The organism is Stenotrophomonas sp. (assembly GCF_032056425.1).
In the GTDB taxonomy this organism is placed as follows: Bacteria; Pseudomonadota; Gammaproteobacteria; order Xanthomonadales; family Xanthomonadaceae; genus Stenotrophomonas.
Genome location: NZ_DAMBCN010000002.1, coordinates 164,776 through 185,859 on the forward strand (window position 1 = coordinate 164,776; position 21,084 = coordinate 185,859).

Here is a 21,084-nt window from a genome sequence, read left to right on the forward strand (position 1 = left end):
TTTTCTCCCCTTCGAGTCCGCCATGCCGCGAGTGTCGTCGTTCCGCCTGTTCCTGCCCTCGCTGTTGCTGACCCTGGTCGTTGCCGGCTGCGGCGACAAGGACGCGAAGGCGCCGGTGAGCGCGGTGACCCAGCCCAGCGCGCAGGCCGCCGCCGCCGCCGATCCGGCCGCCGCGCCGCTGCTGGCCGCGCTGCAGAAGCAGCTCGATGGCTACCGCCGCATCGTGGTGCTGCTGGCCGACGAAGAGCAGCAGAGCGCCGCCGACCGTGGTACCTCCACGCGTATCGGCCAGCAGTTGTTCCACCATGGCCTGGAGCAGCGCAGCGCCATCGCCGCGCAGTTCGACAGCCTGCTGCGCAGTGGCAGCCCGCAGCGCTTCGCCACCCTGGGCACGGTGCTGGACTACATCGAATCGGCGCCGGAACTGTTCGACGCCGACCGCCTGGCGTTCCGCGAAGTGCTGCGTGACCTGCATGACCGTGTCGGTGCCGATTCCTCGCTGCCGGCGGTGAAGCTGCACCAGCGCATCGGCGAAGACCTGGACGCGCTGGACGAGATCGAGCGCAACTACAACCAGGAACTGACCCGCATCTTCAGCCGCTTCGAGCGCACCCGCGCCATCGACCTGAAGCGCGAGAAGTGGGACGACTACATCGCCCACCTGCACAAGGATTACAGCCGCGAGGCGATCCTGCGCGACTACGGGGTGATCGAGCCGTACCCGATGTCGATGAAGGACAGCGACCGCGAGATCTTCGGCCGCGACCTGCCGCCGAAGACCGTGGTGCTGACCTTCGATGACGGCCCGCACAAGGCCTATACCGATGAAGTGGTGGCCATCCTCAAGCGCTACGACGTGCCGGGCGTGTTCTTCGAAGTGGGCCGCAACCTGGGCAAGGTGGAAGCCGACGGCAAGGTCACGCTGGGCCCGATGGCGAAGATCAGCCGCAGCCTGATGGAAGAGGGCTATGCGGTAGGCAACCACAGCCTGACCCACGCCCAGCTCTCGCGCACGACCGGCGATGCGCTGCGCCAGCAGGTGCTGGACACCGATACGCTGCTGAAGGACGTGGACAGCAAGCGCGCGCCGCTGTTCCGCTTCCCCTACGGTGCACGCAATGCCGAAGGCCTGCAGCTGCTGAACGAAGCGGGCCTGAAGTCGATCATGTGGAACATCGATTCCATGGATTGGGCCGACCCGGTGCCGGAATCGATCGTGCAGCGCGTGCTGGGCCAGGTGAACAAGGAACAGCGCGGCATCATCCTGTTCCACGATATCCACGACCGCGCGGTGAAGGCGCTGCCGCAGATCCTCGATCGCCTGATCGCCGAGGGTTACCAGTTCGCTGGCTGGAACGGCCGCGAATTCACCGTTGCGCGTCCGCGCAAGGGCGCCAGCAACGATGCCACCGTCACCACCGGCTACGAGAAATCGTGGGCGATCGTGGTCGGCATCGACAACTACGCCAAGTGGCCGAAGCTGGAATACGCCAGCCACGATGCGCAGGCGGTGGCCGATACGCTCACCGGGCAGTTCGGCTTCCCGTCTTCGCAGGTGATCGTGCTGAAGAACGAACAGGCCACCCGCAACAACATCCTGGCCGCCTTCCACGACCGCCTGGCCGACGACCGCACCGGAAAGAACGACCGCGTGTTCGTGTTCTTCGCCGGCCACGGCGCCACCCGCCAGCTCGCCTCGGGTCGCGACCTTGGCTACATCATTCCCGTCGATTCGGACCCGAAGGAATTCGCCACTGACGCCATCGCGATGACCGACATCCAGAACATCGCCGAGAGCATGCAGGCCAAGCACGTGATGTTCGTGATGGATGCCTGCTACAGCGGCCTGGGGCTGACCCGTGGTGGTCCGTCGTCATCGTCGTTCCTGCGTGAGAACGCGCGTCGCAGCGCGCGGCAGATGCTGACTGCCGGCGGCGCTGACCAGCAGGTGGCCGATGCCGGCCCGAACGGCCACTCGGTGTTTACCTGGGTGCTGCTGCAGGCATTGGCCGGCAAGGGCGATCTGAACGGCGATGGCCTGATCACCGGTACCGAGCTGGCCGCCTACGTGGCGCCGGCCGTCTCAGCGGTTTCGCAGCAGACCCCGGCCTTCGGCAGCCTGCCCGGTTCGCAGGGCGGCGAGTTCGTGTTCCAGGTGCCGGACAGCCAGGAATACCTCAACGCCGATACCCGCCAGCTGACCGCCGATGCGATCGCGCTGAACAACAAGGTGGACGCCGCGCAGGACGCCAAGAACACCCAGGCGCCGGTGACCGTGGCCGACCTGCAGGGCGGCAAGGCAAGGCTGGTGGTACCCAGCGCCGGCCCGGCCTCGGACCGCCAGCGCGCGCAGCAGGCCAACGACCGCGGCCTGCAGCTGTACCGCGAGAAGCAGTATGACGAAGCCGCCGCACAGTTCGCCGAAGCACTGAAGCTGCGTCCGGACTTCGCCCAGGCCGCCAACAACCTCGGTTTCGTCTACTACCGCCAGCAGCGCTACGCCGAAGCGGCGCGCTGGCTGGAAAACACCTTGAAGATCGATCCGTCGCGCGCGGTCGCCCATCTCAACCTGGGCGATGCCTACTTCAATGCCGGCGACAAGGCCAAGGCGAAGCAGGCCTACACCACCTACCTGGCGCTGCAGCCGCAGGGCAGTGGTGCCGCACAGGCGCGCGCACAGCTGGAGAAGCTCTGAGCCATGAACGATGTGACCCGCACCGATACCATCGTCGCCATTGCCAGCGCACCCGGCGCGGGTGGTGTCGGCCTGCTGCGTTTGTCCGGTCCGCGTGCGGCCGCCATCGCCAACGCACTGGGCGCGCCGACGCTGCGCCCGCGCCACGCCCACTACGCGCGCCTGCGCGATGCCGACGGCGAGGTGATCGACGACGGCATCGTGCTGTGGTTCCCGGCGCCGAACAGCTTCACCGGCGAAGAAGTGGTGGAGCTGCAGGGCCATGGCAGCCCGGTGCTGCTGCAGCAACTGGTGGCGCGCTGCATCGCCCTCGGCGCGCGCCAGGCGCGGCCGGGTGAGTTCAGCGAACGCGCCTTCCTCAACGGCAAACTGGATCTGGCCCAGGCCGAAGCCATCGCCGACCTGATTGCCGCCGGTGACAACCGTGCCGCGCGTGCTGCACGGCGTTCACTGGACGGCGTGTTCTCGCGCCGCATCGATGCGGTGGTGGAACAACTGGTGCTGCTGCGCATCCACGTGGAAGCGGCCATCGACTTCGCCGACGAACCGCTGGATACCCTGGGCGGCGCGCAGGTGCGGCGTGGACTGGAACAGGCGCGCGCTGATCTTGCCCTGCTGCGTCGTGATGCCGAGCGCGGCCGTCGTCTGCGCGATGGCCTGCATGCCGTGCTGATCGGCCCGCCGAATGCCGGCAAGAGCTCGCTGCTGAATGCCCTGGCCGGCAGCGAACGCGCCATCGTCACCGACATCGCCGGGACCACGCGCGACACGTTGCGCGAGACCATCCGCCTGGACGGGCTGGAGCTGACCCTGGTCGACACCGCCGGCCTGCGCGACGGCGGCGATGCCATCGAACGCGAAGGCATGCGCCGCGCGCATGTGGAAATCGAGCGCACCGACCTGGCCCTGATCGTGCTGGACGCGAGCGACCCGGCCGCCGGCGAAGCCGCGTTGGGGCTGGCGGTGGCCGACGTGCCGCACAAGATCTACATCCACAACAAGTCGGACCTGCTGGACGCGCTGCCAACGCTGGACGATCCGGACCGTGTGTTCGTCTCGGCCGCCACCGGTGCCGGTCTGGAGGACCTGCACACGCGCCTGCGCTCGATTGCCTCGTCCGGGGCAGGCGAGCAGGTGGATGGCGAGTTCTCCGCCCGCACCCGCCATGTGGATGCGATCGAGCGCGCGCAGGAGCATGCGCAGCGCGCCGATGGCGAGCTGGCCCACGAACACCTGGAACTGGCCGCCGAAGAACTGCGGCTGGCGCACGACGCGCTGGGCGAGATCACCGGGCAGATGAGCGCCGATGACCTGCTGGGCAGGATCTTCTCCAGCTTCTGCATCGGCAAATAGGCTCTGCCTCTGGTAGATGCCAACCTTGGTTGGCATATGGCCCAGGCCAGAAGCCAGGGTCGGAGCCCCTGCGGGGATCCGACCCCGTGCTTCCCCCACCTGTCACATTCCCGCCGCATACTGACGGCCATCACAGACCGTTTGGGGACGTCGCAGTGAAGTCGTGGGGTTGTGCGTTGCTGTTGTCGCTGGCCGTGGCACCATCGGTGGCCATGAGTGCTGAATCGTCCACCCCGACCGCGCCCAAGGCGCTGGTCTACGGCCACCGCGGCGCCAGTGCGCTGCTGCCCGAACACACCCTGGCCGCGTATGCCCAGGCGATTGCCGATGGCGCCGATTACATCGAACCGGACCTGGTGATGACCAAGGACGGGGTGATGGTGGCCCGCCACGAGAACGAGATCGGGGGCACCACCGACGTGGCCGAGCACGAGGAATTCGCCAAGCGGAAGACCACCAAGGTGATCGACGGCCAGCGCGTGACCGGCTGGTTCACCGAAGACTTCACCCTGGCCGAGCTGAAGACCCTGTACACCCGCGAGCGCCTGCCCGAGCTGCGCAGCACCGCCTTCGATGGCCAGTTCCGCATCGCTACCCTGGACGAGATCCTGGCCTTCCTGGTGCAGCAGGCCGGGCGTGCCAACCGCGGCATCGGCCTGGTGCCGGAGATCAAGCACCCGACCTACTTCCAGTCCATCGGCCTGCCGATGGAAGACGCACTGCTGGCCGCGCTGCGTGGCAATGCGTATACCAACGTCGGCCCGGTCACCATCCAGTCGTTCGAGACCGCCAACCTGCGCTACCTGCGCGGCAAGCTGGGGCGCGGCAGCAACATCCGCCTTCTGCAGCTGATGTGGAAGGGGGAGGTGAAGCCGGCGGACATCGCCAAGGCCGGCGGCAGCCTGACCTATGCGCAGATGATGACACCCGCCGGTCTAGAGCAGGTGGCCACCTATGCCGATGGCATCGGGCCGGAGCTGCGCTCGATCATCCCGCTGCAGGCCGATGGCGCGCTGGGCACGCCCACGACCCTGGTACGCGATGCGCATGCGGCGGGTCTGATGGTCATTCCCTACACCTTCCGCCCGGAAAACCACTTTCAGGCCAGCAACCTGCGCAAGGGCGCGGACAACGCGCGCAACCCGGAAGGTTCGATTGCGGAAATACGCGCCTACCTGGCGACGGGCATCGATGCGTTCTTCACCGACGACCCGGCGCTGGGCCGGCAGGCGGTGGATGGCACGGGCGCGGCGGCTGCCGGGCAATGACGCGTGCGGGTGGGGTCAGAGCCCCTTCGGGGATCTGACCCCGCCACCGGTCAACCGCGCGGGTCTTCCGGCCGGCGGAACGGAATCACCACGTAATCCTGCCCTTCGCGCGGTTGCCAGAGCACCGGCGCGCGCTGCGGCGACGGCGGCTCCAGCTCGTCGTCGGCCAGCGGCTCCACCTCGTCCTCTTCGTCTTCCCAGCTGTAGCGCTGGCGCGGCGGCAGCGGGTCGGCGTTGCGGAACAGCAGCGCGGCGATGATGCCGGCGAAGGCGCCGCCCATGTGCGACTGCCAGGACACACCGTCGGCATGCGGCAGGATGGTCATCAGCATGCCGCCGTAGAACAGCATGCCGATCAGGCCGGTGGCGATGGCCGCGCGGTCGCGGCGCAGCAGGCCCAGGCTGGCCAGCAGGAACATCAGGCCATGGGTCACGCCACTGGCACCCAGGTGCACGCTGCCCGGGTTGCCCAGCATCCATGCCCCTACGCCCGAGCCCAGCCACAGCAGGGGCAGGGCGCGCAGGGTCGCCTTCGGGTACACGCTGCCGGCCAGGGTGCCCAGGATCAGGATCGCGATGCTGTTGGCGGCGATGTGCTCCACCGACGCATGCAGCATGGGGCCGCCGACCAGGCCCAGCAGGCCCTTGGCTTCCAGCGGTGCCACCGCCCACGGCCGCCAGTCGAAACTGCCCTGCAGGGCGAACACGACCACCAGTACCAGCACGGCGGCCAGGCTGGTGTTGAACGCCCGCACGATGCGTTGGCGGTCAGTGCGGGGGGCCGGCACGTCGCCGGCGGGCAGGGGCGCGTTGTTGTCCATGCTTCAGCAATGGCGGTGGCTGGCGCGAAACCAAGGCCACCGCGGCGGGAGAGTGGGCGCGGCCGGCGGGACAATCCCGCCGGCCGCGCGTTGCAGGCCGGTCAGGCTCAGGCCTGGCCGGCGTCTTCCTTCGGCGGGTACTTCAGGCTGAGTACCACGGTGGCGGCGATGATGACCGCGACCACGCCCAGCGACACCGGGGTGGGGATCTTGAACAGGTCGATGATCATCATCTTGATGCCGATGAAGCCCAGCACCAAGGCCAGACCGTACGGCAGCAGGTGGAAGCGGTCGGCCATGCCGGCCAGCAGGAAGAACATGGCGCGCAGGCCCAGCACCGCGAACACGTTGGAAGTGAGCACGATGAACGGGTCGGTGGTGATGGCGAAGATGGCCGGGATGCTGTCCACGGCGAAGATCACGTCAGTCACCGCGATCAGGATCAGCACCGCGAACAGCGGGGTGAACCAGCGCACGCCGTCGCGCTTCACGCTCAGCGCATTGCCTTCATAGCCCGGCAGCAGGCGCAGGTGCTTGCGCATCCAGCGCAGCGCGGGGTTGGTTTCCAGATCCGGTTCCTGGCCGGCGGCGAACCACATCTTCCAGCCGGTGAACAGCAGGAAGGCGCCGAACACGTACAGCAGCCAATGGAACTGGCTGATCAGCACGCTACCGGCGAAGATCATGATGGTACGCAGCACGATCGCGCCCAGGATGCCGATGATCAGCACCTTCTGGCGCTGTTCCTCCGGCACCGCGAAGTAGCTCATGATCATCAGGAAGACAAAGATGTTGTCCACCGCCAGGGCTTTTTCGACCAGGTAACCGGTCAGGAACTCCAGGCCCACCTTGTTGGCCACCACCTGGCCGGCGGTTTCACTGAGGTAGAACCACAGCCCCGCGTTGAACAGCAGGGCCAGGGCGACCCAGCCGATGGACCACCACAGGGCCTCCTTGAAGGTGACCTTGTGCGGTCCGCCGTGTCGCATCAACACCAGGTCGACCAGCAGGGCGATGATCACCACCGCCACGAAGCCGCCCCACATCCACACATTACCGATCGTCTGCATTGGGAATATCCGTTGGAAAGATGAATGCCAGGCCGGACGGCGAGGATCTGCAACGGAGGATCGGGAGGGGGATCCAGGGACAGAGCTTCGCCAGTACGGCGAAGGTCTCGCTCGCAACCCCACGCGGGTGGGATTGCCGTTGCACCGGAGCCTGCGGGCTCGAATTGACGGCGACAACGTCTGGGAGCTACTCCCCTTCTGGCGCCGATTCTGCGGCCTGGCCGGCCCGCCGTCAAATGGCCGGCCCGACGGGGTCAGATCCCCGTTGGGGATCCGATCCTGGCTGCCGGTTTACAATAGGCCGATGAATACCCCCTTGCCCGTTGTCCGCCTGAAGAATGCGTGGCGTTCCAGCCACCCGTGGATCTTCCAGAAGCTGGTCGAAAAGCCGACCGTCCGCCCCAAGCCCGGTTCCATCGTCGACGTGGTCGGCATTGATGGCGAATTCATCGGCCGCGGGTTCTACAACGGGCATTCGCGCATTGCCGTGCGCATCCTTGAAGCCGATCAGAACGTGCCGGTCGATGCCGGCTGGTTCTCGCGCAAGATCGCCCAGGCGGTGTCGCTGCGCCGTGAGGTGCTGAAGCTCGACACGGTGTCCGACGCCTGGCGCGTGGTGCACAGCGAAGGCGACGGCCTGTCCGGCCTGGTGGTCGACCGCTACAACGACCTGGTAGTGGTCGAATTCTTCGCTGCCGGCATGTTCCGCCACCGCGAATGGATCTACGACGCGCTGCGCGAGCAGTTCCCGGGCTGCCGTTTCCACAGCTTCGCCGACGAACACGTGCAGAAGCAGGAAAGCTTCGACTTCCACGGCAACACCACCACCGAAGCGTCGGTGATCACCGAGTACGGCATCAAGTTCCGCGCCGACCCGGCCGGTGCCCACAAGACCGGTTTCTTCGCCGACCAGCGCGAGAACCGGCAGTGGTTGAGCCAGCAGGTGGAAGGCAAGCGCGTGCTGGACCTGTGCTGCAACACCGGTGGCTTTGCCGTTTACGCGGCCGCGCGTGGTGCTTCGGAGGTGGTCGGCATCGACATCGATGAAGACGTGATCCAGATCGCCAAGGGCAATTCGCGCCTGAACAACGTGCGCCCGAAGTTCGTCCAGTCCGACATCTTCCCGTGGCTGCGCGACGCCGCCAACCGCGGCGAGCAGTACGACGTGGTGATCCTGGACCCGGCGAAGATGACCCGCGACCGCGACCAGGTCATCACCGCGCTGAAGAAGTACCTGGACATGAACAAGCTGGCGCTGGGCGTGGTCAAGCCGGGCGGCCTGTTCGCCACGTTCTCCTGCACCGGCCTGGTGGCCGAGGACCAGTTCCTCGACATGCTGCGCCGCGCGGCCTACTTCTCCGGCCGCACGATCCAGATCCTGAAGGTGGCCGGCGCCGGTCCGGACCACCCGTTCATGGCCCATGTGCAGGAATCGCGTTACCTGAAGGCCGTGTTCTGCCGCGTGGTCGACTGATTCCGACCTGTAGAGTCGAGCCATGCTCGACTCTCGGTGCCTGATCAATTCAGTCGAGCATGGCTAGCCGCGACAGGTGCCACACCCGGTGACGGCGGCACCTGCAACTGCAGCAGCAGGCCGTTGATCACCCGTGCCCGGCCGCGCACGTGGTAGCCCAGGGTGGTCAGGCCGATGCCGGCGATGATCAGCAGCAGCAGGGACCAGGCGATCACCATGCCAACGACATGCTGCACGCGGTTACGCAGCCAGTGGTCGCGCAGCCACGCCTGGCTGCCCGCCGAATAGGGAAGCCGGGCCTTGGCTTCAAAACGCGCGCGGATCACCGCCGGTACCGCGATGCCGATGTCCTCGCCGCGGGCAATGGCCAGGCCGGTGTTGTTCAAGGGCGTGGAGTCCCGTGCCAGCGAACGCTGCGCCTGCAGGTAGCCCTGCCACTGCGGGCTGAGCGCGGTGAACCCCGGGCTGTCGATGAGCGCGGGCAACTGCGTGCTGTCGAGCTTGGTGCCATCGCCGGCTTCTGACCGGCTGAAGTCGGGACTGACGATGCCCTTGCCCGCCAACAGGGCGACCAGCACCGACCCACCGATCACGAACGAGAAGGTGAAGTGGCGCACGCCACGGTTGAGCAGCACCCTGCGCAGGCCGAAGCCCATCCACACCAGCAGGCCACCCACGATGCTGAGGTTGGCAAATGCCAGCAGGGCGAGCGACGAGGGCGCATTGCCGTAGCCAGCCGGTACGTGCGCCGAGGGCGGACTGCCGGTCAGGCCCTGCAGCAGCATCATCGACAGCAGCGCCGTGGCTGGCAGCACCGCGAAACACGCCAGCCCCAGGGTGCGTGCGAACGAACCCCGCCGGTACAGCGCGCGCAGGCCGGGGACCGCTTCAACACGCTGCTGCAGCTCTGCCGGCACCTGCAGGGGGTCGGGCCTGGACGGGGTCATGCCGGTGCTCCGGAGGTACGCAGCAGCTGCTGCAGGGCCTGCTTCAATTGGTCCTGGGCCTGTGCCGCACGCGCCACCATCTGCGGGCTGGCGTTGTCGCTGTTCTGCAGGGCCTGAATGGTCTGCCGCCAGATGGGCAGCAGGATCTGCACGGTTTCGCAGTAGCGGTCGAGCAGTTCAATGGCGTGGTTGCGCGCCAGCTGCACCTGGATACGGCTCATCGAATGGCTGGCCAGCAGCGCGGTCAGATTCGCTACCCGTCGCTGCAGGCGTTCCACGGGGCGGTCCAGCACCAGCGGGTCGTCGCTGACGCCGCTGTCCGCCGGCAGTTCCTGCAGGAACTGCACGCCCGCGTCGATGTAGATCTGCAGGCGTGCGCCCTGCACATCGTGCGCATCCAGCTGTGCGTTCAAGCGGTCGACGCTGCCGCGCACCGCGGCGGCCTGGTGCTCCACTTCCGACAGCATGTCACCATTGCCGCCCAGCGCGATGCGCCGGCGCAGCCGCCGTTCGATATCGGCACCGGTGAACCGCTCCCACCAGGTAGCGCGTTCCAGCAGCGCATTGGGGTCGTGTGCGGAAAGGCGGCTGACCAGATCGGCCAATGCCTGGGCCAGCGCGTGGGCACTGGCTTCCTGCCAGGCCGGCTCGGCACTGGCGCTGGCCAGGTCGGCCGGCCCGTAGCGACCGATGTCGATGCGCCCAGCGAACAACGCCGGCAGCACATCACGCTTGAGTTGCTCGACGCTGAGCGGCGCACTGTCAGGTACAGGCTGTGCCGTGGGAAGCGGGGGTGGGGCGGGATGGGACATCGGGATTCCGTTCCAGGGATGACGCGGCGTAGCGACTGCCGTTGTCGATAGCGGCTGTTGCCGAGTGTAATGGAGTGCGCGCGCCCACTTGGCACTACCGGTAGTGGCTGACCCGGCGCTATGGTCGTGTTCTTCCCGTTGCTGGTGAGAGCCCATGCCATCGTTGCGCCGTCTGTCCCTGCTGCTTGCCCTGGCGCTGAGCGCGCCACTGTCCGCTCACGCCATCGAGTTCAGCGCGCAGGAACTGGCCCGCGCCAAGGCCCTGCAGCAACGCCTGCTGACCCTGGACAGCCACCTGGATACCCCGGCCAACTTCGGCCGCAGCGGGTTCGACATCGAGCAGCGCCACGACCACAACGCGCTCTCGCAGGTGGATTACCCGCGGATGGTCGAGGGCGCGCTGGACGGCGGCTTCTGGGCGATCTACACCGACCAGGGCGACCGCAGCGCCGCCGCCCATCTGGCCGAGCGCGACCATGGCCTGCAGCGGCTGCTGGAGATCCGGCAGATGCTGGCGGCCAACCCTGAGCGCTTCGAACTGGCGCTGACCGCCGATGACGCTGCGCGGATCAAGGCCGCCGGCAAGCGCGTGGTCTACATCAGCATGGAAAACGCCAGCCCGCTGGTGGAAGACCCCAGCCTGCTCTCGTTCTACCACCGCGCCGGCCTGCGCCTGCTGAGCACGGTGCACTTCGCCAACAACGAGTTCGCCGATTCGGCCACCGACCCCAAGGGTGCGGAGTGGAAGGGCCTGAGTCCGGCCGGCAAGGACCTGGTGCGCGCCGCGGTGAAGCTGGGCATCGTCATTGACCAGTCGCACGCCTCAGATGCCGTGTTCGATGATCTGCTGGCGATGATGCCGGTGCCGTTCGTGCTGTCGCACAGCTCGGCCAAGGCGGTCTACAACCATCCGCGCAATCTTGACGATGCGCGCCTGCGCAAGCTGGCCAAGGCCGGCGGCGTGATCCAGGTGAACGCCTATGGCGGTTACCTGATCGATACCGGCAAGACGCCCGAACGCAAGCGGGCCGAGGAAGCGCTGAGCAAGCAGATGGGGGGCTGGGAAGGCATGACCATCGCACAGGGCGTAGCCCTGCAGCAGGCCGAGCAGGCGTTGGACCATGAACATCCGGTACGCCACGCCAGCCTGGATGACTTCTTCGCCCACTTCGAGCACATCCTGAACGTGGTCGGCCCCGACCATGTGGGCATCGGCCTGGACTGGGATGGCGGTGGCGGCCTGACCGATCTGCCCGATGTCAGCCAACTGCCGAAGATCACCGCCTGGCTGCTGCGCAAGGGCTACACCGAACAGCAGATTGCCGGCATCTGGGGCGGCAACCTGCTGCGGGTGATGCGCCAGGCGCAGGCTTACGCGTCTCCGTAGCGTCGAGCCATGCTCGACTGCGCTTTTGTAGAGTCGAGCCGTGCTCGACTGCTTCTGCCAACAGCAGTCGAGCATGGCTCGACTCTACAGATCAGCGCGCGATCACCGCATTGCGGCGGCTGTACAGGAAGTACAGCACCAGGCCGACCACGTTCCACACAAGGAAGTACAGCTGGGTGGTGTGCGGAAGGCTGATGAACAGGTAGATGCAGCCCAGCGCGGCCAGCGGCCCGACCACGAAGGCCAGCGGCGTGCGGAAGGTGCGCGCGCGGTCCGGCTCGCGCAGCCGCAGCACCACCAGGCAGATGCCCACCGCGGTGAACGCGGCCAGGGTACCGGCGTTGGCCAGTGCCGCGATCTCGTCCAGGCGTGCCACGCCGGCCAGCGCCGACACCACCACGGCAGTGAACAGCGTGGTCGCCACCGGCGTGCCGGTGCGTGCGTTGACCTTGGACAGGCCACGCGGCAGCAGGCCGTCGCGGCTCATCACGAAGAAGATGCGGCTCTGCCCGTACAGGAAGGCCAGCAGCACGGTCGGCAGGGCGATGATCGCGATCACGCCGATCACCATGGCCGCGGTCGGATGGCCGAGCTGGCGCATGATCAGGGCGAGCGGCTCGGCGCTGTGGCCGAACACCGCGTAGCTCATCGCACCCACCGCAGCCAGCGCCACCAGCACGTAGACGATGGTGCAGCCGATCATCGAACCGATGATGCCGATGGACAGGTCGCGGCCGGGATTCTTGGTTTCTTCGGCCGCAGTGGAGATTGCATCGAAGCCGTAGAAGGCGAAGAAGATGATCGCTGCCGCCGCCATCACGCCATGCTCGACGCCATCGGGGCCCATCGATTTGGCAAACCCGTACGGCATGAACGGCTGCAGGTTGGCGCTGTCGAAGGCGGGCAGGGCGACGGCCACGAAGATCGCCAGCGCGATCAGCTTGAACACCACCAGGATGGCGTTGAGCGTGGCGCTTTCCTTGGTGCCGGCCATCAGCATCAGTGCGACCAGCCAGGTGATGACGATTGCCGGCAGGTTGATGACGCCACCGGCGACATGCGGGCCCGCAGCGAGTGCGGCCGGCAGGGTGATGTTCCAGCCGAACTGCGTATGCGCCCATTCGAGGAAGCCGACGAAGTAGCCGGACCAGCCGACCGCCACCGTACTGACCACCAGCGAGTATTCGAGGATCAGGCTCCAGCCCACCACCCAGGCGAATACCTCGCCCAGCGCGCTGTAGCTGTAGGTGTAGGCGCTGCCGGCGGCCGGCATCATCGTGGACAGCTCGGCATAGGACAGCGCCGCGCAGGCGCAGACCGCACCGGCGATGGCGAAGGAGATCAGCACCGCAGGACCGGCCAGGTTGGCGCCCACGCCGATGAGCGTGTAGATGCCGGTGCCGACGATGGCACCGATGCCCAGAGCGATCAGGTGCGGCCAGCTGAGGGTCGGGACCAGCCGCCGGCCGGCTTCATGCTGGGTGACGGAATCTAGGGTCTTGCGCCGGAGCAGGGACATGCAGGCCTCGGAAGGGGATGACTTGGAACGACAAGTTCCCGAGTGTGACCCAACGCAGCGCAGCATTACCACTGACGGGGGTCATACCCGCCATGCCGCGCGCTGTGGCCCGATCAGGGTGCCGGAATCGGCATAAACGGTCACCCGGTCACGCCCGATGGCTTCGGGTGGGTAGCGTCGAGCTTGCTCGACTGTGCAGAACAGTCGAGCAAGCTCGACGCTACCGGTCATCCATGGCCGCGCGCAGGTGGTCGATGAACACCCGCAGCTTGGGCGGCATCTGTTCGCGCGCCGGGTAGTACAGGTGGAAGCCGGGGAATGGTGGCTGCCAGTCCTGCAGCACGCTGCGCAGGCGGCCGGCGGCAATGTCGTCGGCCACCAGCGAGGCGAAGCCCTGGGCCATGCCCAGACCATCCAGCACGGCGCGATGGGCGACGCCGGCATCGTTGAACACCAGCCGCCCGGTCACTTCCACCTCCAGGTCGTGGCCCTCGCGGCTGAATTCCCAGGGCATCAACCGGCCGTTGGCCAGCCGGTGCACGATGCAGACATGGTCCTGCAGGTCGTGCGGCGTCTGCGGCACACCGTGGCGTTCGAAGTAGGCCGGCGTGGCCACCACCACCTGTCGCTCGGGCGGTCCAACCGGCACCGCGATCATGCCCTGCGCCAGTGATTCGCCCAGGCGGATGCCAGCGTCGAAGCCCTCGGCGACCAGATCGGTCAGCGCCGGGTCCACGCACAGTTCCACCTGCACCTGCGGGTAGCGGGCGAGGAAATCGGGCAGCCGCGGCAGCACCATGCGATCGGCGACGATGCGCGGCAAGGTCACCCGCAGCAGCCCGGCCGGCACCGAGCGCGCGCTGTCCAGCTCGGCGAAGGCCTGGTCGATCTGCTCCAGGCCGCCGCGCACGCGCTGCAGGAAGCGTGCGCCGTGTTCGGTCAGGCCCACCCGCCGCGTGGTCCGCTGCAGCAGGCGCACGCCCATCCGTGCTTCCAGCGCGCGCACGCTCTGCGACAGCGCCGAGGTCGACACCCCCAGAGCGTCGGCGGCGCGGGTGAAACTGGCATGGTCGGCCACGCGAACGAAGGCGACCACGGCGGTAAGTGGCGCAGAGGCGTCCATTGTGAAGCCATCCTTCAAGGTGAGTCCGGTTGTACGCAGTTTATCCACATGATCGAGAGGAGGAAGCTGGCTTCCCCGGCGGATGCACCGCCTGCGTGATGGAGATCTGCAATGTCGCTCGACCACTACCGCCTGCTGGGCCGCTCCGGCCTGCGGGTCAGCCCGATGGCCCTGGGCACGATGACCTTCGGCGCCGACTGGGGCTGGGGCGCGGATGAAGCCGAGGCCCGTCGCATCTTCGACGCCTACGTCGAACGTGGCGGCAATTTCGTCGATACGGCGAACAACTACACCAACGGCAGCGCCGAGACCCTGCTCGGCCGTTTCGCCAAGGGCCGGCGCGAGCGGCTGGTCATCGCCAGCAAATACACCCTGGCCACCGTGCCGGGCGACCCCAACAACGCCGGCAACCACCGCAAGAGCATGCTGCGCTCGGTGGAGGACAGCCTGCGCCGGCTGGGTACTGATTACCTGGACGTGCTGTACCTGCACGCCTGGGACGGCACCACCGGCGTGGACGAGGTGATGCGTGGCTTCGACGATCTGGTGCGCAGCGGCAAGGTGCTGTACGCCGGCATTTCCGATACACCGGCCTGGCAGATCGCACGCATGCAGACCCTGGCCGACCTGCGCGGCTGGGCGCCGCTGGTGGCGCTGCAGATCGAATACAGCCTGATCCAGCGCAGCGTGGAACACGAACTGCTGCCGATGGCGCAGGCGCTGGGCCTGGGCGTGGTGGCCTGGTCGCCGCTGGGCAGCGGCGTGCTGACAGGCAAGTACAGCGCCGCCGATCTGGCCCAGACCGATGCACTGGAGGCCACGCCGGGTGGATCACGCCGCAACGTCGCCCTGATCAACGGTGCGTTGACCCCACGTTCGCTGCAGATCGCCGATGAAGTCCGGCAGATCGCCCAGGAACTGACGCACTCCCCGGCCCAGGTTGCCCTGGCCTGGCTGTTGCAGCGCCCCGCAGCCGGTGCCCTGCCCATTGTCGGCGCCCGCACGCTGGCCCAGTTCGAGCACAACCTGGACGCCCTGCAGCTGCAGTTGCCGGTCGAGGTGATCGCACGACTGGACGCGATCAGCGCCGTTGCACCGTCCTTCCCGCACGACTTCCTGCAGATGCCACTGCCACGCATGTTGATGAGCGGCGGCACCCGCCTGCAGACGCGCGCCTGATCTTTCCGACGGAGACTTGCCGATGAACCCCGCACCGATGACCACCCGCACCCTCGGCCCCGCCGGCCCCACCGTGTCCGCCCTGGGCCTGGGCTGCATGGGCATGAGCGCCTTCTACGGCGGGCGCGGCAGCGAAGACGCGGCCATCGCCCTGATCCATCAGGCGCTGGACCGTGGCGTGACCCTGCTCGACACCGCCGATGTATACGGCCCGCACAGCAATGAACGCCTGCTCGGCCGCGCCATAGCCGGAAGCCGCAACGAGGTGTTCCTGGCCAGCAAGTTCGGCCTGAAGCTGGACCCGGGCAACCCGCAGGCACGCGGCATCGACGGCCGCCCGGAATACGTGCAGGCCGCCTGCGAGGACAGCCTGCGCCGGCTGGGCGTGGACCACATCGACCTGTACTACCAGCACCGCGTCGACCCGACGGTGCCGATCGAAGACACCGTAGGTGCGATGGCGCGGCTGGTGGAACAGGGCAAGGTGCGTTGGCTGGGCTTGTCCGAGACCTCCGCAGCTACGGTCCGCCGCGCCCACGCGGTGCACCCGATCACCGCGGTGCAGAGCGAGTACTCACTGTGGTCGCGCGAACCGGAACAGAACGGGGTGCTGGCCACCACCGCCGAACTGGGCATCGGCTTCGTGCCGTATTCGCCGCTGGGCCGGGGCTTCCTGACCGGTGCCATCCGCAGCCCGGATGACTTCGAGGCCGACGACTACCGCCGCAGTTCGCCGCGCTTCCAGGGCGACAACTTCGCCCGCAACCTGGCGCTGGTGGCACAGGTGCAGGGGTTGGCCGCCGAGCTGGAGATCACCCCGGCACAGCTGGCCCTGGCCTGGGTACTGGCGCAGGGTCCGCACCTGGTGCCGATTCCGGGCACCACGCGCCTGCCACGGCTGCAGGAGAACCTGGGCGCGCTGCAGGTGCAGCTGGGCGCGGACGTGCTTGCTCGACTGGATGCGGTGTTCCCGCTGCATGCGGCGGCCGGGGAACGCTACTCGCAGGCCGTGCTGGCCACGGTGGACCGCTGAAACGACGGGCGGGGCCGCGCTATCCTGCCGCCCCGCCCGCAACCGCCAAGGACGCACGATGCCCCCCATGGACGACGACACCCTGCTCGAACGCAGCTGGGAAATCCGCGAGGAGACCCTGTACAAGCAGCACTTCGGTGATACCGGTCCGGGCATCTACCCGCTGGACATGGACCTGCTGCGCGGGGTGTTCCAGCAGGAGGACATTGATCCGCGCTGGCTGCACGTGGGCGTGTTTGCCTGCCCTCCACATGGCGAGCGCCGGCACTGGGTGTATGTCAGCTCGGGCCTGTCCAACGCCTGGGAAGGTGCGCACGAGGACGGCGATTCGGGCTTTGGTGTCGAACTGCTGCTGGAGACGCGCGACGAAGCGCCATGGGCACTGACCACCCTGCGCTGGTTCACCGCCTACCAGCTGCTGCTGTGCCATTCGCGCATGCCGGGCGGGCCGCTGGCGCCGTGGCACCGGTTGAAGCTGGGCATGCCGGTGGACCGTGCCGACAGCGAACTGCAGGCGATGGTGTTCATTCCCTCGCCGCATTTCCCCGGCCCACAGCAGCTGCCCTCCGGCCGCTTCGATTTCCTGCAGCTGCTGCCGCTGACCCTGGATGAACATGCTTTCGGCCGCGAACACGACTTTGAAACGGTGCTGGCGCAGCTGACCGCGGCTGGCGCCGCGCCGGTGGTCGACCCGCAGCGTGGCGGAATCGACCTGGCACCGTAGCGTCGAGCTTGCTCGACTGAAGGAGTCGTAGAGTCGAGCTTGCTCGACTGGCACGGAAAATAAGTCGAGCAAGCTCGACGCTACCGCGACGGATCAGTCCAGCAAGCTCGACGCTACGGTCAACGGCTCGATCCCCGGCCAGTGGCAGCCGTCTTCCTGCCACGCATCAACATCCTCGGTGAAGGCCGTGCGTCGCCCGTCGCTCGCGCGCTCGTAGCTGAAACTGTAGACGCGCGCACCCTGTGTGCTCAGGTAATAGCGCCCGTTCCGGTGGCCATTGACGTCTTCCTGCCACACGCTATCGAACTGATAGGGCCGGTCCCCGTCCAGCACCGTGGTCTCCTGCGCTATCCGGCGCACCGGCAGGCGCCCGCGCTGCCCGGCGTACTGCACATCGGCGCTGCCATCGTCGAGCCAGCGCCACAGCAGGTGCAGGCTGTTGTCGCGCCCACCCGTCAGGCAGCGATGGTCCTGCGCAGTCGCCGCCGCCGCTGGATCAGCCAGCAGCGCGGTCACCACCAGCAGCATCAGCAGCCGGATCACCCGTTCAGCCCCAGGCGGATGCCGAAGCCGACCAGGAACAGGCCGGCCACGCGGCGCAACGCCGTACTCACCCGCGGGTGCTGGATCAACCGGCGCCGTGCCAGGTTGCCTGCGCCGATCAGCAGCGAGCAGTAGGCCACGCTGACCACGAAGATGATGCCGGCCAGCGCCGCGAACGTGGCGATGCCATGGTGCGCCTTCGGATCGATGAACAGCGGCAGGAACGCCATGTAGAAAAGAATGGCCTTGGGATTGAGCAGGCTGACCAGGATCGCCTGCTGGAAATAGCGGCCGGGCTGCATGCGGATCGGGCCGGCATCACCGCCCTCGGTCTTCGGCGTGCGCAGCAGGCTGATGCCAACCCACACCAGGTAGGCCGCGCCCAGGTACTGCACCGCGTGGAAGACCGGCGGGTTGGCTTTCAGCAGCGCGGCCACGCCGGCCAGCGCCAGCCACATCAGGATCTGATCGCCCAGCAGCAGCCCGGCCAGCGCGGTGTAGCCGCCGCGCACGCCGCCACGGCCAGTGGCCGTGAGCAGGGTGAAGGTGCCGGGCCCGGGCAGGGCAAGGAACACCAGTACGGCGAGCAGGAACGTCCACAGGTCCTGGATGCCCATCCACGGCATGGCTTGGCTCATTGTTGTTGCGGGGGGCCGTTATTGTCGGCCAGAGCCGCAGTGGGGGACAGGGGCACGCCGTCGCCGCCGGGCAGCCCGGACAGCAGCGGTTGCAGGTGCTGGCGCAGCTGCGCGTGCAATTGCCGCACCGCCGGCGAGAACTGCTTGCGGTGCGGGCACACCAGCTGCAGCGGAACAGGGCTGCCAACGCCGTCCAGCAGCACCTGCAGGCGACGTTGCAGCACGTCCTCGCGCAGGTCCAGCCACGACTTGTAGGTGATGCCTTCACCAGCCACCGCCCAACGCCGCACCACGTCGGCATCGTCGCAGACCAGCGGGCCGCGCACCGGCACCACCACCCGCCGTCCCTCGACCTCGAACGCCCAGCGATCGTAGGTGCGGCCACCCAGCTGGTAGGCCAGGCAGTCGTGCTCGCGCAGATCCTCCAGCCGCGCCGGCACCCCGCGCCGCTGCAGATAGGCGGGTGAGGCGGCCAGCACGCGGCGGTTGCCCTCCAGCAGGGGCAGGGCCACGTAGTTGGCATCGTCGAACTGGCCCAGACGGATCGCCACGTCCACCGGGTCGCGGAATACATCGGCAACCTCGTCGGACAGCCGCAGGTGCAGGCGCAGCTTCGGATGGGCGGCGCGGAAGGTCGCAAGCCACGGCAGCAGCAGGTTGCGGCCGAAATCCGAAGGCGCCGACAGCTGCAGGGTGCCGTGCAGTTCGGCCGCGTCGCCCTGTACCCGTGCCTGACCCTCGCGCAGGGTGGTCAGCACCTCCTGCGCATAGGGCAGGTACAGCGCACCTTCGCCAGTCAGGCGCAGGCTGCGGGTGGTGCGCACGAACAGGCGCAGGTCCAGCTCACGCTCCAGCCGTGCCACCGCGGCGGCCACCTGGCCGGGCAGCAGGTCGGCCTCGCGTGCGGCCTGCGAGAAGCTGCCCAGCGCGGCGGTGCGGACGAACAGCTGCAGATCGTCGAAACGGATCATTTTCATTGTCGGAGTGAAAGTGCTGACCGATTCTGCGCCTTTCCGGGGAGCCGCGCGCGGCGCACGCTGTGGATTCCTTTCCCCCCTGGACCGCTGCCATGCGCGCCATTGCCTACACCCACGCCGGCCTGCCGATCGATGACCCGCAGGCCCTGATCGACATCGACTTGGACCTGCCGCAGCCGGGCCCCCGCGACCTGCGGGTGGCGGTGCGCGCCGTGGCGGTGAACCCGGTGGATACCAAGGTGCGCCGCAACGCCGCCACCGAAGGCCCGCGCGTGCTGGGCTGGGACGCCGTGGGCGTGGTCGATGCGGTGGGCAGCGAAGTGACCCTGTTCCAGCCCGGCGACGCGGTCTACTACGCCGGCGTGATCGACCGCCCGGGCAGCAATGCCGAATACCAGCTGGTGGACGAGCGCAGCGTCGGCCGCAAGCCCGCCCGTCTGGACGACGCGGCGGCGGCGGCCCTGCCGCTGACCGCGATCACCGCCTGGGAGCTGCTGTTCGACCGCCTGCGCGTTGCCGAGGGCGGCGGTGAAGGGCAGACCCTGCTGGTGATCGGTGCCGCGGGCGGTGTCGGCTCGATCCTGGTGCAGCTGGCACGGCAGCTGACCCAGCTGACGGTGATCGGCACCGCCTCGCGTCCCGACACCCAGGACTGGGTGTACGCCATGGGTGCGCACCACGTGATCGACCACAGCCTGCCGCTGGCCGAAGGTCTGGCACGACTGGGCATCGCCCAGGTGGAGCACGTGGCCAGCCTGACCCACACCGACCAGCACTATGGGCAGATCGTGGAGGTGCTGGCACCGCAGGGCCAGCTGGGGCTGATCGATGACCCGGGCCAACTGGACGTGATGGCGCTCAAGCGCAAGGCGCTGTCGCTGCACTGGGAACTGATGTTCACCCGCCCGCTGTTCAAGACGGCGGACATGCAGAAGCAGCACGATCTGTTGAACCGCGTGGCCGAGCTGATCGATGCCGGCGTGCTGCAGACCACGCTGGGCGAGAACTTCGGGCGCATCAATGCCGCCAACCTGCGCCGCGCGCACGCAGTGCTGGAAAGCCACCGCGCCAAGGGCAAGATCGTGCTGGAAGGCTGGTAAGGATTCCAGCCAACGGCTGAGCCCCTCGCGGCTGTGGGTTGGTCGCGGAAAGCGAAACCCTGCGCTGGGTCGGGCGGGTGGGTTGCGCGGGGGACGCCGTGAATCCATCCATGGAGGCTTGTCAGCCGCATCCATGCGGCCGACACCCCCGCGCAACCCACCCGCCCGACCTCTGACAGTTCCCGTGTGCGGTCAGCCACGGAGAAGAAAAAAGAAGATCAAGATCAAGAGCAAGATCAAGAGCAGAACCGGGGTCAGAGCCCGTTGCGATGCAACGGGATCTGACCCCGTGCCGTTCCGACAGATCGCGGAAGTCTGTCGAAGGCGGGGTGGGTCCGGTTGCGGGGGTATCCGCGCCATGGATGGCGCGGATAAGCCCCCATGGACGGGTTTACGGCGTCCCCCGCAACCGGACCCACCC

General features: G+C 67.7%; 18 protein-coding genes. 9 read left to right on the plus strand and 9 right to left on the minus strand.

Going from position 1 to position 21,084, the window contains the following annotated elements; all coding sequences use genetic code 11:
• The first annotated feature begins 22 nt into the window (after window positions 1–22).
• The 3 genes from RTY46_RS02210 to RTY46_RS02220 all read left to right on the plus strand — a co-directional run bounded on the left by RTY46_RS02210 (window position 23) and on the right by RTY46_RS02220 (window position 5,316).
• A complete protein-coding gene (locus RTY46_RS02210; RefSeq protein ID WP_312706466.1) occupies window positions 23–2,695 on the plus strand; it encodes a polysaccharide deacetylase family protein in 2,673 nt (890 codons plus the stop codon).
• Between the two features lie 3 nt (window positions 2,696–2,698).
• A complete protein-coding gene (gene mnmE / locus RTY46_RS02215; protein ID WP_312706467.1) occupies window positions 2,699–4,048 on the plus strand; it encodes a tRNA uridine-5-carboxymethylaminomethyl(34) synthesis GTPase MnmE in 1,350 nt (449 codons plus the stop codon).
• 155 nt (window positions 4,049–4,203) lie between these two features.
• Window positions 4,204–5,316, plus strand: a complete 1,113-nt coding sequence (locus RTY46_RS02220; RefSeq protein ID WP_312706468.1) for a glycerophosphodiester phosphodiesterase — start codon at window positions 4,204–4,206, stop codon at window positions 5,314–5,316.
• Between the two features lie 50 nt (window positions 5,317–5,366).
• Here RTY46_RS02220 and RTY46_RS02225 read toward each other — a convergent pair whose 3' ends face one another.
• Window positions 5,367–6,137: a rhomboid family intramembrane serine protease gene (locus tag RTY46_RS02225; RefSeq protein WP_312706469.1), complete on the minus strand. Its 771-nt coding sequence runs from the start codon at window positions 6,135–6,137 to the stop codon at window positions 5,367–5,369.
• Between the two features lie 107 nt (window positions 6,138–6,244).
• Window positions 6,245–7,207, minus strand: coding sequence for a TerC family protein (locus RTY46_RS02230; protein ID WP_312706470.1), 963 nt, complete (start codon window positions 7,205–7,207; stop codon window positions 6,245–6,247).
• A 304-nt stretch (window positions 7,208–7,511) separates the two neighbouring features.
• Between RTY46_RS02230 and RTY46_RS02235 the strand changes: the two genes are divergently transcribed.
• On the plus strand, window positions 7,512–8,681 hold the full coding sequence (locus tag RTY46_RS02235; RefSeq protein WP_312706471.1) for a class I SAM-dependent rRNA methyltransferase: 1,170 nt from the start codon (window positions 7,512–7,514) through the stop codon (window positions 8,679–8,681).
• 44 nt (window positions 8,682–8,725) lie between these two features.
• Here RTY46_RS02235 and RTY46_RS02240 read toward each other — a convergent pair whose 3' ends face one another.
• Window positions 8,726–9,628 carry a hypothetical protein gene (locus RTY46_RS02240; RefSeq protein ID WP_312706472.1) on the minus strand — a complete coding sequence of 301 codons (903 nt, stop codon included), beginning with the start codon at window positions 9,626–9,628 and terminating at the stop codon, window positions 8,726–8,728.
• Window positions 9,625–10,440 carry a protein klaA gene (locus tag RTY46_RS02245; protein WP_312706473.1) on the minus strand — a complete coding sequence of 272 codons (816 nt, stop codon included), beginning with the start codon at window positions 10,438–10,440 and terminating at the stop codon, window positions 9,625–9,627. Before RTY46_RS02245 ends, RTY46_RS02240 begins: the two co-directional genes overlap by 4 nt.
• A gap of 154 nt (window positions 10,441–10,594) precedes the next feature.
• On the opposite strand from RTY46_RS02245, the gene RTY46_RS02250 reads away from it, so the two are divergent.
• Complete coding sequence (locus RTY46_RS02250) at window positions 10,595–11,827, plus strand: dipeptidase (RefSeq protein ID WP_312706474.1); 1,233 nt, start codon at window positions 10,595–10,597, stop codon at window positions 11,825–11,827.
• Window positions 11,828–11,918: 91 nt separating this feature from the next.
• On the opposite strand, the gene RTY46_RS02255 is transcribed toward RTY46_RS02250, so the two are convergent.
• Window positions 11,919–13,346, minus strand: a complete 1,428-nt coding sequence (locus RTY46_RS02255; protein WP_312706475.1) for an amino acid permease — start codon at window positions 13,344–13,346, stop codon at window positions 11,919–11,921.
• Between the two features lie 220 nt (window positions 13,347–13,566).
• On the minus strand, window positions 13,567–14,469 hold the full coding sequence (locus tag RTY46_RS02260; protein WP_312706476.1) for a LysR family transcriptional regulator: 903 nt from the start codon (window positions 14,467–14,469) through the stop codon (window positions 13,567–13,569).
• A gap of 111 nt (window positions 14,470–14,580) precedes the next feature.
• Here RTY46_RS02260 and RTY46_RS02265 point away from each other — a divergent pair, with 111 nt between their 5' ends.
• The 3 genes from RTY46_RS02265 (at window position 14,581) to RTY46_RS02275 (ending at window position 17,405) form a co-directional block, all read left to right on the plus strand.
• Window positions 14,581–15,648, plus strand: a complete 1,068-nt coding sequence (locus RTY46_RS02265; RefSeq protein WP_312706477.1) for an aldo/keto reductase — start codon at window positions 14,581–14,583, stop codon at window positions 15,646–15,648.
• Between the two features lie 37 nt (window positions 15,649–15,685).
• Window positions 15,686–16,681 (plus strand): aldo/keto reductase, encoded by a 996-nt coding sequence (locus RTY46_RS02270; protein ID WP_312706569.1) that lies wholly within the window; start codon window positions 15,686–15,688, stop codon window positions 16,679–16,681.
• A 67-nt stretch (window positions 16,682–16,748) separates the two neighbouring features.
• The gene (locus RTY46_RS02275) at window positions 16,749–17,405 is read left to right on the plus strand and encodes a suppressor of fused domain protein (protein WP_312706478.1); all 657 of its coding nucleotides are present in this window, start codon (window positions 16,749–16,751) and stop codon (window positions 17,403–17,405) included.
• 93 nt (window positions 17,406–17,498) lie between these two features.
• Here RTY46_RS02275 and RTY46_RS02280 read toward each other — a convergent pair whose 3' ends face one another.
• Genes RTY46_RS02280 through RTY46_RS02290 form a run of 3 tightly spaced genes read right to left on the minus strand, consistent with a single transcriptional unit; the run spans window position 17,499 to window position 19,563 of the window.
• On the minus strand, window positions 17,499–17,948 hold the full coding sequence (locus tag RTY46_RS02280; protein WP_312706479.1) for a hypothetical protein: 450 nt from the start codon (window positions 17,946–17,948) through the stop codon (window positions 17,499–17,501).
• The gene (gene leuE, locus RTY46_RS02285; protein ID WP_312706570.1) at window positions 17,945–18,574 is read right to left on the minus strand and encodes a leucine efflux protein LeuE; all 630 of its coding nucleotides are present in this window, start codon (window positions 18,572–18,574) and stop codon (window positions 17,945–17,947) included. Before leuE ends, RTY46_RS02280 begins: the two co-directional genes overlap by 4 nt.
• 8 nt (window positions 18,575–18,582) lie before the next feature.
• Entirely contained in the window at window positions 18,583–19,563 is a 981-nt protein-coding gene (locus tag RTY46_RS02290; RefSeq protein ID WP_312706480.1) for a LysR family transcriptional regulator, read from the minus strand.
• A gap of 92 nt (window positions 19,564–19,655) precedes the next feature.
• Here RTY46_RS02290 and RTY46_RS02295 point away from each other — a divergent pair, with 92 nt between their 5' ends.
• The gene (locus RTY46_RS02295) at window positions 19,656–20,663 is read left to right on the plus strand and encodes a zinc-binding alcohol dehydrogenase family protein (protein WP_312706481.1); all 1,008 of its coding nucleotides are present in this window, start codon (window positions 19,656–19,658) and stop codon (window positions 20,661–20,663) included.
• Window positions 20,664–21,084 lie beyond the last annotated feature (421 nt).

Bases quoted from the DNA above. Each gene is read 5' to 3' on its own strand.
- RTY46_RS02250 (WP_312706474.1), top strand. From the start codon at position 10,595: ATGCCATCGTTGCGCCGTCTGTCCCTGCTGCTTGCCCTGGCGCTGAGC.
- RTY46_RS02265 (WP_312706477.1), top strand. From the start codon at position 14,581: ATGTCGCTCGACCACTACCGCCTGCTGGGCCGCTCCGGCCTGCGGGTC.
- RTY46_RS02255 (WP_312706475.1), bottom strand. From the start codon at position 13,346: ATGTCCCTGCTCCGGCGCAAGACCCTAGATTCCGTCACCCAGCATGAA.
- leuE (WP_312706570.1), bottom strand. From the start codon at position 18,574: ATGCCGTGGATGGGCATCCAGGACCTGTGGACGTTCCTGCTCGCCGTA.
- RTY46_RS02295 (WP_312706481.1), top strand. From the start codon at position 19,656: ATGCGCGCCATTGCCTACACCCACGCCGGCCTGCCGATCGATGACCCG.
- RTY46_RS02260 (WP_312706476.1), bottom strand. From the start codon at position 14,469: ATGGACGCCTCTGCGCCACTTACCGCCGTGGTCGCCTTCGTTCGCGTG.
- RTY46_RS02230 (WP_312706470.1), bottom strand. From the start codon at position 7,207: ATGCAGACGATCGGTAATGTGTGGATGTGGGGCGGCTTCGTGGCGGTG.
- RTY46_RS02270 (WP_312706569.1), top strand. From the start codon at position 15,686: ATGACCACCCGCACCCTCGGCCCCGCCGGCCCCACCGTGTCCGCCCTG.
- RTY46_RS02275 (WP_312706478.1), top strand. From the start codon at position 16,749: ATGGACGACGACACCCTGCTCGAACGCAGCTGGGAAATCCGCGAGGAG.
- mnmE (WP_312706467.1), top strand. From the start codon at position 2,699: ATGAACGATGTGACCCGCACCGATACCATCGTCGCCATTGCCAGCGCA.
- RTY46_RS02245 (WP_312706473.1), bottom strand. From the start codon at position 10,440: ATGTCCCATCCCGCCCCACCCCCGCTTCCCACGGCACAGCCTGTACCT.
- RTY46_RS02225 (WP_312706469.1), bottom strand. From the start codon at position 6,137: ATGGACAACAACGCGCCCCTGCCCGCCGGCGACGTGCCGGCCCCCCGC.
- RTY46_RS02210 (WP_312706466.1), top strand. From the start codon at position 23: ATGCCGCGAGTGTCGTCGTTCCGCCTGTTCCTGCCCTCGCTGTTGCTG.
- RTY46_RS02235 (WP_312706471.1), top strand. From the start codon at position 7,512: ATGAATACCCCCTTGCCCGTTGTCCGCCTGAAGAATGCGTGGCGTTCC.
- RTY46_RS02290 (WP_312706480.1), bottom strand. From the start codon at position 19,563: ATGAAAATGATCCGTTTCGACGATCTGCAGCTGTTCGTCCGCACCGCC.
- RTY46_RS02240 (WP_312706472.1), bottom strand. From the start codon at position 9,628: ATGACCCCGTCCAGGCCCGACCCCCTGCAGGTGCCGGCAGAGCTGCAG.